The sequence below is a fragment of the Nonomuraea fuscirosea genome (assembly GCF_003001935.1).
GTDB lineage: Bacteria > Actinomycetota > Actinomycetes > Streptosporangiales > Streptosporangiaceae > Nonomuraea > Nonomuraea fuscirosea.
In genome coordinates, this window is record NZ_PVNG01000037.1 from 59,550 (window position 1) to 72,381 (window position 12,832).

Here is a 12,832-nt window from a genome sequence, read left to right on the forward strand (position 1 = left end):
CCCTGACGCCGGAGCGGGTATCGTCGCCAGCCCGACCGGTTCGATTTCTCGTGCGCGCTCCCGCTGCGCCTGCCCCCGCTCCTGCCGAAATCATTCAGTGACCTGCACAAGCATGGTCACGGTAGACCGGCTGTGCCTATCGGCGAGTCGGACGAGTCGGCCTCATCACTTCGTATGATGTGCCACATGCCAGGCTGTGCTGGGATGTCCCTGTGCCTCCTCGCGTTTCGCTCACGACCGTGCGGTTGAGGAGCCTGCCCGAGTGGCAGCAGGATGTGGCTGTCACCGTGAGTTCGGTCGCCATCGGCGTCCTTCTCCTTGTCATCGGCTGGTTCCCGCTGTTCGAGACCGGCCTCACCGCGCCGCCGTGGCTGCATCCCATCCTGTTCGGGTGCATCTGTGTCGTGGAGCTGTTCCGGCGCCGGGCGCCCATCGCGGCGCTCACGGTCGGATTCGCGCTGCTGGCCGCCGACGGCGTGTTCGGCGCGAGCATGGCGGCGCTGATCGTGTTCGCCGACCTGCTCTACGCAGCGACCTTGTACGGCCCCCGGCAGCTCAGCCGGAACATGGTGCCGATCACGTCGGCCATCACGATCGCGTCGGTCGGGGTCATGACAGTGCTCACGCCGAACATCCGGACGGCCATCGTGACCGGGCTGGCGGTGCTGCCCTTCTTCGTCATCCCCATGTGGTGGGCGACGAACATCCGGCAGCACAAGGAGATCGCCGGCGCCGAGCGCAGGAGCGCGATCCAACTGACGAGGATCGGCGAGCTGGGCCAGCGTGCCGCGGTCGCCGCGGAGCGCGCCAAGATGGCACGTGACCTGCACGATGTGATCGCCGGGCATCTGTCCGCGATCGCCCTTCAGTCCGAAGCCGCGCTGTCGCTCGGCAACGCCTCCCCGGAAGCGGCGCGGTCGGTACTGACGTCGGTACGGGAGAACAGCGTGCGCGCGCTGGAGGAGATGCGTGCGATGATCGAGCTACTGCGCGCCGACGGCAGCGGTAGAGACGAGACCGTCGCCCCGGCCGGACTCTCCGAGCTGTCGGCCCTGGTGGACTCGGCGCGAGCGAGCGGGATGGCCATTGAGGTGCGTTCGGATATCGACGAGTCGTTCACCTTGCCGGCGGCGGTCAACCTCACGGCGTACCGGATCGCGCAGGAGGCGCTGACCAACGCGATGAAGCACGCGCCGCAGGCGCGGGCGCGGGTGGAGATCCGGCTCCTCGACGGCTCGCTCACCGTCGAGGTGGTGAACGATCTGCCAGCCGCGTCAAGGCGCGGCGACGGCACCGGCACCGGCCTGCTCAACATGCGCGAGCGTGCGACAGCGGTCGGCGGTTCTCTCGCCGCCGGTCCGTCGGGAGCTGGCTGGCAGGTACGCGCAGTTCTGCCCCTCCTGCAGGCGAGACCATGACGATCAGAGTTCTGATAGCCGACGACCATGCCGCCATCCGCACTGGGCTGGTGCTGCTTCTGGACAACGCACCGGGGATCGAGGTGGTGGGCGAGGTCGCCGATGGTGCGTCCGCCATTCATCGGGCAAGAGCGCTGCGCCCGGATGTGGTGCTGATGGACTTGCGGATGCCCGGGATGGACGGCATCGCCGCCACCCGCGCGCTGGTCGCGGAGCAGCTGAGTCAGGTGCTCGTGCTCACCACGTTCGACCTCGACGAGTACGTCTACGCGGCGCTTCGGGCGGGCGCCGCCGGCTTCCTGCTCAAGACGGTGGAGGCCACCAGCCTGGTGGAGGCGGTGCATCGGGTCGCCGCGGGAGAAGGTGTGCTCGCCCCGCAGATCACGCGCAAGCTGATCAGCGCGTTCGCCTCTCAGAAGCCGCCTGCGGCCAAGCCGGCCATGAGCCTGGACGAGCTGACCGATCGAGAGCGTGAGGTGTTCATCTACCTCGGAAAGGGCCTGTCCAACGCGGAGATCGCGGCCACACTCTTCATCAGCGAGACCACCGTGAAGACCCACGTGTCGAAGGTGCTGTCGAAGCTGAAGCTTCGCTCACGGGTTCAGGCGGCCATCGTCGCGCAGGAGAACGGGCTGGCGGACGAATAGGGAACGCGGGCACGACGTTTCAGCGTGGTCTCCCTTCAACGCCGCTTACCTTGATCTTTCCAGCTGCACCTATCGAGTGGCTCGTCGAGCTGCGGTGACTTCGGCTGATCACGGGACGGTGAGACGGCCATGGCGTGATCATGTGCGTCGCTAAGAGGTCCTAACACAAAGATCAGCGAACGAGGTGGCGGCAGCAGATGATCGCGGCCGCGAGGGTCATGAACGCTTCGTGGATGTCGTCGCGGATTTCCCAGCGGATGCGCAGTCGGCGGAACCAGTGCAGTAGCGCGATGGTGCGTTCGACGACCCATCGGTGGATGCCCAGGCCGGAGCCGTGTGGGGTGCCGCGTCGGGCGATGACGGGTTTGATTCCGGTGCGCCAGACCAGGCGCCGGTACTTGTCGTGGTCGTAGCCGCGGTCGGCGTAGAGGCAGTCGGGTCGCTTCCGCGGCCGGCCGACGCGACCGCGTACCGGCGGGATGGCCTTGATCAGCGGCATGAGCTGGGTGACGTCGTTGCGGTTGCCGCCGGTCAGAGAGACGGCGAGGGGGATGCCGTTGCCTTCGGTGATGACGTGGTGTTTCGAGCCCGGCTTGGCGCGGTCGACCGGGCTCGGGCCGGTTTTGGGCCGCCCTTGAGCGCCCGGACGTGGGAGCTGTCGATCACCGCCTTGGACCAGTCCAGCCGGCCGGCGGCGTGCAACTCGGCCAGCAGGAGCTGGTGCAGCCGGTCCCACACTCCGGCTTGATGCCAGTCACGCAGCCGCCGCCAGCAGGTCATCCCCGAGCCGAAGCCCAGCTCCTGAGGCAGGAACTCCCACGGGATCGCGGTGTAGAGCACGAACAAGATGCCCTGCAGAGCAAGCCGGTCATCCAGCCGTTTCCGGCCCGGATGGCGCCGGCGTCGTTCCACCTTCGGCAGCAGCGGCTCAATCCGCTCCCACAAGCTGTCCGGCACGATCCACGGCAGCTGCTCGCCCTTCTTCACACGAAGATCAACGACCAGCAGAGCCATGGGACACGGTCCTAGATCCTTTTGTTAGTGGCTCTAAGAGGCTGCCGCTCACCACCATGGCGCTGCGGATCTGTATGCTGAGCGATGCCGCCCGAGCAATGCTTGAGATCTGTGGATCACCGGTGAAGGGGTGTACCTTCCCGGTGATCATGTGAATCCACAAGCATGACCGACGCGCCAACGTCGGCCGGAAAGGCACACCCGTGCTCACCGTAGTCCCTGAGCCCACCGGCGGCGACCACGCCGCCACCACCCCCGCCCCGACGCCGACACTCATCGACGAGCTGGTGCGCGAAGGCGCCCGCCGAATGCTCGCCGAAGCGCTCAAGGCCGAGGTCGACGCCTACATCGCCGCCTTCGCCGGCGAACGCGACGAGGCCGGCCGCCGCCTGGTCGTGCGCAACGGCCACCACCAGCCCCGCACCGTGCTGACCAGCGCGGGCGCGATCGAGGTGCATGTCCCGCGGGTCAACGACAAGCGCATCGACGAAGCCACCGGGGAACGCCGGCGGTTCTCCTCGGCGATCCTGCCGCCGTGGTGCCGGAAAAGCCCGGCCATCACCGAGGTGCTGCCACTGCTCTACCTGCACGGCCCGTCCACCGGCGACTTCGTCCCGGCGCTGGGCCAGTTCCTCGGCACCGGCCACGGCCTGTCGGCGCCGGTCATCACCAAGCTCACCGAGCAATGGAACGCCGAGCAGCGGGCGTTCGCCGCCCGCGACCTGTCCGGTGTCGACTACGTCTATCTGTGGGCCGATGGAATCCACCTCAACATCCGGCTCCAGGAGCACAAACTCTGCCTGCTGGTGCTGATCGGGGTGCGCGCCGACGGCCGCAAGGAACTTATCGCCCTGACCGACGGCTACCGCGAATCTACGGAGTCGTGGGCCGACCTGCTGCGCGATTGCGCCCGGCGCGGAATGCGCGCCCCGGTGCTCGCGATCGGCGACGGCGCGCTCGGCTTCTGGTCGGCGCTGGCCGAGGTGTTTCCCCAGACCAGGGCCCAGAGGTGCTGGTTTCACAAGATCGCCAACGTGCTCGGGGCGCTTCCGAAGTCGGCGCATCCCGGCGCGAAGAAGGCCCTCGCGGACATCTGGAACGCCGAGAGCAAGGACCACGCACTGGCCGCCCTCGCCGCCTTCGAGGCCGCCTACGGCGCCAAGTTCCCCAAGGCCGTCGCCAAGGTCACCGACGACGTCGAGAACCTACTGGCCTTCTACGACTATCCGGCCGAGCATTGGCGGCATTTGCGCACCACCAATCCGATCGAGTCCACGTTTGCCACCGTCCGGCACCGCACCAAGGTCACCAAAGGGCCCGGCTCCCGCGCCGCCGGCCTGGCCATGGCCTTCAAACTGATCGAGTCCGCCCAGCGGCGCTGGCGCGCGGTCAACGGCGCCCACTTGGTCGCCCTGGTCCGCGCCGGCGCCACCTTCATCGAAGGCAAACTCGTCGAACGTCCCGCAGAATCACCCGTCCCCACAGCCGCCTAGGAACTCACCATCCACAAGTCTTGACTATTGCTCTGCCGCCCATGTCGAGTCCCTGGCCGTGTCCTCCCGGTTCCGGATCGACTTCTACGGGGTCTCAACACGCGAGCCGATGCGCCGTTCGATCTGACCGAGGAGCTGCGGTGGGGTGGCAATGTCAGCCTGTAACCTCGCTCGGACACACGCCACCGCGGTCACCGCCGCCTAGCCCCGTGAGGTGGTCCAACGTCTGCTGGAGGCCGACCAGTGACGTCCAGGTGACACGCACATCCTGAACGTGGCCGACGCCGGTTACGACCCGACCCCACCGGCGTTCCTGCTCACCTACTGCCCGTGAAACTGCCGGGACGGCCTACACTCCGACAGGCCACCGACGTCTCCGGCCCGGTGCCGGCGGCACGCTTTGAACGTACGCGGGGACAGGGCGAAGGACCAGATCACGGCGTGGTCTGTCGTCCGATGCGCCGACGGTGCCACGCGAGAGGCGCTGCGGGAAGCACGTGCTCTCACCACAGCCCCGTCCACACCAGGAGGATGACGCACATCAGTTGACATTGGCGGAAATCCTTCTTGCCGACCGCAGCAAATACCACCGATCATGAATACACCCCTGCGCGGGGCATAACAGGAATGAAGTCGGGTGCGGTCGAACATCTCGCCTGTACAGGCGAGATGTTCGCACTCCAGCTCTTCGACGTCCGGTCGTGCCGATGCGAGCGACCAGGCCCGAGACGACTCACGAGGGCAGACCTAGGACGATCGGGACTGTAAGAACAACGGCTCTGCCAAGATTCCCGTGGTGACGGACTGTGTCGTTTAATCCACATTCTGCTGTTCTGGATGAGACCGTGAGCGGTGTGCAACCGTGACATGGTGAATGTGCTCTTCCCGCACCTGGCCGCGGTGGAGATTGAGCAGATAGACCGTCAGGACGGCCAGGTCCGGGTGACTGCCCGCCCGGGGCGACCCGGTGTGCTGCCCCTCGTGCGGGACGGCCACGGGTAAAGTGCACGGCTATCACCGGCGGCGCGTGGCCGACCGCCGGGTGAATGGGCTGCCCGTGATGATCGAGCTGAGGTTACGACGCCTGGTGTGCATCAACCTGGATTGCGCACGACAGACCTTCAACGAGCAGGTGCCGGGCCTGGCCGGCCGCTACGGGCGTCGCACGCCGGGCGCGACGGCACTGGTGATCGCGTGTGCGCTGGCGCTGGCCGGGCGAGCCGGCGCCTCTCTCCTTGCCACGATCGGGTTTCTGCTCAGCCGCACCAGCGTGCTGAGCGCCCTGATGGCATTGCCGGAGCCGCCGCCGGACGTCCCAGCGGCGATCGGCGTCGACGACTTCGCGATCAAAAGAGGACAGCGCTATGCCACCATCATCATCGATGCCGTCACCCATCGCTGCTTGGACGTGCTGCCCGATCGGCTCGGCGTCACCTTCGCCCACTGGCTGCGACAGCATCCCGGAGTCCAGCTCATCTGCCGGGACCGCTCGACCGCGTACGCGGCCGGCGCCCGCAATGGCGCGCCGCAGGCGGTGCAGTGCGCCGATCGCTGGCACCTGCTCAAGAACCTCAGCCAGGCCATCGAGAAACTCGCCCTGGCCCACCGGGGCTGCTTTCGCGACATCGCCACAGGCCAGGGCCGCGACGATGGTCCCACGGTGCGGCGCACCCGCAGCCGGCACGCGACCATTCACGCCCTGCTGGGCCAGGGCGTGGCGAACAACGAGATCGCCCGCCGGCTCAACCTCGCCTTGAACACCGTCAAGAAGTATGCCCGCGCCCCACGGGTCGAGCAGTTGATCGGCGGCACGAAACGGGATACCACGCTGGTCGACCCGTTTCGCGACCACCTGCGCAGCCGCCGGGCCGCCGAACCGGGCGTGGCCGTATGGACCCTGCTGAAGGAGATCAAGTCGATGGGGTATCAGGGCGGCTCCACGCTGCTGTATCGCTATCTGGACCAAGGACGCGCCGAAGACGCCCAGCCGCCGCCCTCGCCCCGTCGTGTCGCCATCTGGATCATGACCGACCCGGCCTACCTCAGCCCCGGCCGCGCGGTCCGGCTGCAGGAAGTGCTGGACGGCTGCCTGCAGTTGAAGCAGGCCACCGAGCACGTACGCACCTTCGCCGACCTGCTCACCCAGCGCCAGGGACACCGGCTCGACGACTGGATCAACGAAGTCCGCGCCAGCGATCTTCAACCCCTGCGCTCCTTCGCCGAAGGACTGCTCATCGACCACGACGCCGTCGTCGCCGGACTCACCCTGCCCTACAGCAACGGCCCCACCGAAGGCGTCGTTAACAAGATCATTATGTGGAATCAGATCTGTCAACCTGAGAGCAGTTACCGTTCCTCGGCGGGGGCAGCTGGAGTTAGCCCAGTAGGTTTGTGAGGCGCGGGAGTCTCGCTCGGCGTTGGTCGGTGTCGTCGTAATCCCAGCGCTCGTCCTCGGGGAATGCATCACAGACGCGGTGAAGGCCCTGCGCTTCGAGAGCGTTGTCGAGTCCGTCCTCTTGGCCGGTGGCGCGTTCGTAGGCCTCGAGAGCTACGTAGTTGAGGAGTTCCCATTCAGGCCACTCGTCGTCGCTCCAGTCCGAGTTCGGACGACCAGCGAGGCGACGAACTTGCGGGAGGTCCGCCAAGGAGTCGGGGTTGGCTGCTACCTGCTCGAACGCATCGTGGCCGAGGCCTATCAGCCAGGGTTGGAAGTACCAGAAGCTGTCGTCTGAGCACCAGCCCTGCAGGATGTGCCAGGCAGCGCCCCACATGAGTCGGGTATCCACGCGTTTCCGCTGGTCGGTGAGGTGGAGTTCGAACTCGATGATCTCTGAAATCGGTAGCTGGGCGAGCTGGGTGGTGAGCCATCGGGTGCGTTGATCCTGGCTCCCCGTTTCGGCCGCGGAGCGGTGAATGAACGTCCAGAAATCTTCGAGTGTCACGGCCGCAAGCTATCGGTTCCCTGCCGAACATCCACGATCGGGAGGAGCGTCGCCGTCGCGGGAATGCTGAGATCGCGCGGTGTAGGCCCGGCCGGAGTCGGGACGTCGATGAGCTGGTCGAGGAGTCTGTCGAGCGCGGCTTGTCCGTCGTCGACTGCGGCGCGTTCGTCGTCAGTAAGCGGGATGCTTACTGACATGCGTTGGAGGTTCTCCTTGGCCTCGAGGAGTTGGGCCTTGGTGGAGTTCTTCGGGGTATAGAAGTCGCATTTGGCGCAGGCCATGCGGTGCTGGCACTGCTCGAAGAACGTGTAGTTGCAGAATCCGTGCCCCAAGTCGTAGTACTGCCACGGCTGGCCGGCCGCCGCCGCGCCGTTGGTGACGGCGTCCCGGTCGAGGAGGACTTCGATGGTGCGGACGTTGCGGGCGAAGTAGCCCGCGTCGTCGTAGGCCTTGGTGAGCGTGGTCGGGGTGATCTTGGCGTAGAACTGGGTGGACTGCGGGGAGCGGTGTCCGAGCCAGGCCTGCAGCTCGAACAGGGTCATGGGTTCTTTGGCGTTGTAGAGCTGTGAGGCGATCGTGGACCGGGCCCGGTGACTGGTGATGTTCCCGCGGACGTCGGCAGCAGGGACGCCCGCTTTGCGGCAGGGCAGCGGGATGATCGTGCCGTTGATGTAGGTCGCTGGGACGCGGCGGGCGCGGAAGGCGAACAGGAAGTCCGCTTGTTCGCCGGTGCGGCGGTCGACCATCTTGGGCTGGGCCGGTCGGATGGCCTGCCAGGCCTCGATGGCCTCGCCCATGAGCGGGTCGATCGGTTTGGTGAACGACGTCCCGGTCTTGTGGGTGGGGACGTCGAGCAGGCAGATGGCGTCGCGAGCGAGGACGTCGGAGGCGTCGCCGCGGATGTTGTGTCCGTCGTATTGCCAGCGGATGCAGCCCACCCTCAGGCGGGCGATCTCGTCGCTGCGTTGCCCGCTGAACAGCCAGGTCAGCGTCACGGCGCGGACCAGTTCGAGAGGGTAGAAGAATCCGGCCTGGTTGACGGGTAGGTCGTCGGGCTCGAGGTTCAGGCCGGCCCAGAGGAGCTTGGCCCAGATGTCGTCGGCGATCACGCGGGGGTCAGGGCCGAGTAGCGCCGCGATGCTGCGTGGGGTGGCCAGGGCCCGTTGGGGGTCGAACCGGCGGGGCAGCCATTCCCATTCCTGGCAGTCCCGGAAGAACGTCCTGACCGCGGCGAGTTGGCTGGCCTTGGTGGAGGCCTCTAAGGGCTTGCCCAAGCGGTCCTTGAGGCCGATAGTGCGTTCGGCGTAGTCGCCGACGTTCATCCGGTCCAACGCGGCGACCAGCGACGCGCAGGTCTGCCGGGTCCAGGCTGCCGGATCTGCGGCGTCGGGCTGCTCCGCGGCGGCCCACCGGCCGATCTTGAGCAGGTTGGAGCGGACGCCGCCTCGGGTGTTGGGCGTCAACGTCGAGGTGGCATGCCAGCGTTCGACCCACTGCGTCCAGACCTGCGGTGCCCCTCCAGCTTTGGGCGTGGTGCGGCCGGTAGTCAGGACCGGCGGGCGGCAGAATCCGAGAGCGGCGACCGCGCGTTGAACGGCGTGCAGGGTGTTGAGGCGCGCGCCGCTGCCGAAGAGCCGTTCGGCCCGGACTCGGTCGAACGGCTCGGTGGCCAGGTCCTCCAGGTGGGGGCTGCGGTTGAGTAGGAACAGCTGGCAGACCACCATCGGCAGGAGCTTGTCGTCGTCTCGGCCGAGCTGGTAGCCCCACCCGGCCAGGACAGCCCGGACTTTGCGGATCTCGCTGTCCACGCGAGTCCGCCCGAAGATTCGCCGGGCCAGCGGGAGCCGTTGGAAGCTGCCCAGGCGGTGGAACTCGTTGAACGCGCCGAGCAGGTAGGCGTGGTTGGCCACATAGGAGCGGACCGCATCATCGGCCCAAGCCGGGGCCGACCGGCGAAAACCGGCCTGATCGGCGCCGACCACCTCGACCCATTCCTCCGCCGTCCAGCCCCAATACGCTCGTCCGCTCTGCGCGCAGCGCAGCAAAAGCACCGCGGTCGCATCGGCCGTGGCCCGGCAGCGGTGGCTGGTCGGCGGGGAGTCCAGGCTGGAGTCGGCCAGCTCCAAGGGCCGCAGCAGCCTTCTGATCGCCGCCCATCCTGGAGCATCAGGGTCATGCCACTTCAGCCGTCGGAGGTTCCCCAAGCCGAGCTCACCGATCGCCGTCACCTCGGCCTCGCGCAGGACGACGCCACCGCCAATCATGTCCGTGGAGATCGGCCACTGCCAGCGTGCCGCGCCTGGTCCGCGGGCAGGCCCGGCCGGTGCCGCCGTCACCGGGACGCCTGCGCGGCGGTGCCGGTGAGCATCTGGACCCGCCAGGCGTGAATGTGATCCATCCCACTGGCCAGCTTGGCGACCAGGTCCCGGCCTGAAAGGTGGATGTAGGCGAGGGACGACTCGGTCGAGCGGTGGCCGGCGAACGTCGCGATCGTGTGCAGCTCCCAGCCCATGCGGGCCCGATCGGTCAAGCACAGATGCCGCGTCGTATGCGTGGAGAACTGCGGCACCCCGGCCTCCAGGCCAAGCTGGCGGACGACCTTCGACCACGTCCACAAGCTCAACGGCTGGGCGTGGTTGCGGCGCGACTCCGACAAGAACAACAGACCTCGAGCCCGGCTGATCGTGGCCCGATGCACCAGGTAGGACGATATGAGTGCCCCGGTCGCCGCCGAGTACGGCACTACCCGTTCCAGCCGGTGGTTCTTCGTCGTCTCCGCCCGGACCCGCAACGTCCGATGCGCCGGATCCAGATCATCGGTGCGCAGCGAGCACAGCTCCTCACGGCGCAGCGCGGCGTCATAGGCCAGCGCTAGCATTACCCGATTCCGGATGCCCTCGCCGCGAGCGACCTCCAGGACGCTCATCCACTGCTGCTCGTCCGGGATCCACGGCAGCTTCGACAGCCGCGGCACCAGCCCGCGCTGCTGACCGCCGAACCGCCGACCAGGCGTGTACTTGCCGCAGCCGACCGGGTTACTCTCGCGCAGCCCTTCCTCGATCAGGAAGTCGTAGAACAGGCGGACCGCGACCAGGCGTTGCTGGATCGTCGCGTTCGACAAGCCGGCGCCCGAGTCCAAGGCCACCACGTTCGCGCCGCGCCGGTTCGGCCGCGACGACAGCTCACGCACGAACACCGCGACGTTCGCCTTGTTCGCAGCGATCGGGTCGATGCCATCGCGCTCGCACACCTCCAGGTACTCCGCGAGACCTCGCGCGTAGGCGTCAACCGTCCGCGGCGCCCGGCCAAGATCGACCCAGATGCGCAGCCACTCAGCCGCCCTGTCGTGCCTCCCCAGAACCGGCCACTTCTCCTCCAACACCACTGCGCCCAACACTGCCCCTCAAGTACGTGGCGAGACCGAAGGGAACATGATCGTCCCTACGGCTGATTCCACGTAACTTGTAAATTACTGAAACGGCAGATGTACGGGCGAGCTGGTCTCGAACTGCTCCGCAAACGAATACTTCTCACCTTCACTAGAAACTGAGCGTTGCCACGGGAATCTTGGCAGAGCCCTTGAAGTGACAACCTCCGAGGTTTGGGCGGGGTTTGTACTCCAGCGACACTTCGCGATCATGCCTTTACTTGGGCGGCGAGCGCTGCGCTCGACTTAAGCCGCCAGTCCTTTTCGCCCGTCCTGTACCAGGGCCCAGGGTTGCGGGCTCGGTACGGCGAGGACTGGCCAGCGACCTCGCCGCCTTGGTCCCGAGCTGGGCGCGCGCTACCGTGGCTCCAGGCGCAGGCACATCCGTAGAACGCGGGTCAAGTGTTCAGCACCGCCGCCGAGTCAAGATTGAACCCGCCAACCTCCGATGCATTTCTGCCAAATATTGAGCGGCCCCAGGCCAACCCCTTCACTCGCTGTCTCTTCGATAAACTACACCGGGTGTGCTGTTCGTTCCCCGCTGTAAGCGTGCAGTGAGGATGCCTATCGGCTCCAGCATGGATGTAATCGCCGCGATCCCAACAACCTTGATGACGAAAGGACCATTCGTGAATCCCCTCTTCCCGGACAACTACTACGAGCCCGCTATCGGACTCGTCGTGTTCCTCGTCACGCTGTTCGTCGTCGGCAAACTGCTCGTACCGCGCTTGCAGAAGACGCTAGTCGAGCGGGCCGACGCGATTGATGGCGGAATCGTGAGGGCAGAGGGCGCCCAAGCCGAGGTCCGGAATCTGGAGCGGCAATACCACGAGCTGCTGAAAGAGGCCCGGCGCGACGCGGCGCTGCTGCGGGAGGAGGCCCGCGAGCAGGGCGCGCAGATCAGGGCTGAGCTCCGCACGCAGGCGCAGGCCGAGGCTCGCCACCTCATCGGGGCGGCGCACGCCCAGATCGAGGCCGACAGGCAGGCGGCGTTCGCCCAAATCCGCACGGAGATCGGCCGTCTGTCGACCGACCTGGCGGGCCGCATCATTGGGGAGTCATTGGAGGAGGACGTGCGGCAGACCGGCATCGTGGAGCGATTCCTCAACGAGCTGGAGAACCGACGGTCTCGTGAGATAACGGGCCGACCGTCCGCCAAGATGTCGGAATGAACGCGCAGAGGCTCAGGAGCAAAGGCTTCGGATTCGGCTGCCTTGTGGATTTCGTCGAGTAGCAGCGTTTGCCGGTAAGTTCGGACAGTGCCGCGGTGCGCTTCTGGCCAGAAGTGTTGGTGAGAAGTAGCCAGCGCTGGGTGGGCTGGATCTGGACGATCCCCAGTGCTTCGGCTAATCGTGCGACTGCCAGCCACACGCGCCAAGTCCGTGACGGCGGGCGCCTGGGCGTGACCTGCGCGGGCGGCAGGTGCGCGGCGGGAGGGGTCTCGTGCTGTGACCGGAAACGATCACCGGTTCGGTGAGGGGGTCTGGCTACGGGGTGAGTGCACGTCAGCCTCAGCGGATGCCCCTCTCTGTGGCTGCGGACGTGACCCGCATTCGGGGCATTGAGCGGCCAGCGTGCGAGGTGCCGGGCATGGGCATTGCGCCAGCACAGGTAGTCATCGCGCCCAATGGCCGACGGATTCACGGAAGCTATTTCATCCCCCTGGCGGCGGGGTGCTGGTCACAGCGTGATCGCGAGCCTGGCGTTCGCCTGACGACGTAAGAAACCCCTGGTAGATGGATTGATCACCACAACCAGATCCGTCACAACCAGGGGCTTCGGATGCTTTTCTATCGCCTGCGTTCCGCGTAATTCAGCGGGCTGAAGGCGCAGATTCGGGGTCTGACCAGGGGTGACATGGATGTGTCCACCTGGAGGGCGTTTCTCTAGG

The 12,832-nt window shown here is 66.7% G+C and carries 10 protein-coding genes; 5 read left to right on the forward strand and 5 right to left on the reverse strand.

What is annotated here, in order from left to right; all coding sequences use genetic code 11:
- Positions 1-245 precede the first annotated feature (245 nt).
- Together B0I32_RS52350 and B0I32_RS52355 are read left to right on the forward strand one after the other, a co-directional pair.
- A complete protein-coding gene (locus tag B0I32_RS52350; RefSeq protein ID WP_219912473.1) occupies positions 246-1,418 on the forward strand; it encodes a sensor histidine kinase in 1,173 nt (390 codons plus the stop codon).
- Positions 1,415-2,065 carry a response regulator gene (locus B0I32_RS52355; RefSeq protein WP_106252616.1) on the forward strand — a complete coding sequence of 217 codons (651 nt, stop codon included), beginning with the start codon at positions 1,415-1,417 and terminating at the stop codon, positions 2,063-2,065. Before B0I32_RS52350 ends, B0I32_RS52355 begins: the two co-directional genes overlap by 4 nt.
- Before the next feature lie 172 nt (positions 2,066-2,237).
- Here the strand turns inward: B0I32_RS52355 and B0I32_RS52360 are convergent.
- Positions 2,238-3,079 (reverse strand): IS5 family transposase gene (locus B0I32_RS52360; RefSeq protein WP_106252618.1). Its coding sequence is split into 2 segments (ribosomal slippage): positions 2,238-2,692 and positions 2,692-3,079, totalling 843 coding nucleotides; the frame shifts between segments, so codons are not numbered across the junction.
- A gap of 203 nt (positions 3,080-3,282) precedes the next feature.
- On the opposite strand from B0I32_RS52360, the gene B0I32_RS52365 reads away from it, so the two are divergent.
- Positions 3,283-4,572, forward strand: coding sequence for an IS256 family transposase (locus B0I32_RS52365; protein WP_106252620.1), 1,290 nt, complete (start codon positions 3,283-3,285; stop codon positions 4,570-4,572).
- Positions 4,573-5,539: 967 nt separating this feature from the next.
- Positions 5,540-6,967 carry an ISL3 family transposase gene (locus B0I32_RS52370; protein ID WP_181308742.1) on the forward strand — a complete coding sequence of 476 codons (1,428 nt, stop codon included), beginning with the start codon at positions 5,540-5,542 and terminating at the stop codon, positions 6,965-6,967.
- Here B0I32_RS52370 and B0I32_RS52375 read toward each other — a convergent pair.
- From B0I32_RS52375 to B0I32_RS52385, 3 genes are read right to left on the reverse strand one after another with little or no spacing between them, the layout of a single operon-like run.
- The gene (locus B0I32_RS52375; RefSeq protein WP_106252624.1) at positions 6,948-7,514 is read right to left on the reverse strand and encodes a DUF4240 domain-containing protein; all 567 of its coding nucleotides are present in this window, start codon (positions 7,512-7,514) and stop codon (positions 6,948-6,950) included. The two genes, B0I32_RS52370 and B0I32_RS52375, sit on opposite strands and share 20 nt — an antisense overlap.
- Complete coding sequence (locus tag B0I32_RS52380; RefSeq protein ID WP_219912474.1) at positions 7,511-9,850, reverse strand: tyrosine-type recombinase/integrase; 2,340 nt, start codon at positions 9,848-9,850, stop codon at positions 7,511-7,513. The genes B0I32_RS52375 and B0I32_RS52380 overlap by 4 nt, the downstream gene beginning before the upstream one ends.
- A complete protein-coding gene (locus B0I32_RS52385; protein ID WP_245956680.1) occupies positions 9,847-10,899 on the reverse strand; it encodes a tyrosine-type recombinase/integrase in 1,053 nt (350 codons plus the stop codon). Before B0I32_RS52385 ends, B0I32_RS52380 begins: the two co-directional genes overlap by 4 nt.
- A 653-nt stretch (positions 10,900-11,552) precedes the next feature.
- On the opposite strand from B0I32_RS52385, the gene B0I32_RS52390 reads away from it, so the two are divergent.
- On the forward strand, positions 11,553-12,113 hold the full coding sequence (locus tag B0I32_RS52390) for a F0F1 ATP synthase subunit B (RefSeq protein WP_106252633.1): 561 nt from the start codon (positions 11,553-11,555) through the stop codon (positions 12,111-12,113).
- Between the two features lie 508 nt (positions 12,114-12,621).
- On the opposite strand, the gene B0I32_RS59315 is transcribed toward B0I32_RS52390, so the two are convergent.
- The coding region (locus B0I32_RS59315; protein ID WP_219912476.1) for a hypothetical protein at positions 12,622-12,832 on the reverse strand (211 nt) is incomplete at its 5' end.

Bases quoted from the DNA above. Each gene is read 5' to 3' on its own strand.
- B0I32_RS52390 (WP_106252633.1), top strand. From the start codon at position 11,553: ATGACGAAAGGACCATTCGTGAATCCCCTCTTCCCGGACAACTACTAC.
- B0I32_RS52355 (WP_106252616.1), top strand. From the start codon at position 1,415: ATGACGATCAGAGTTCTGATAGCCGACGACCATGCCGCCATCCGCACT.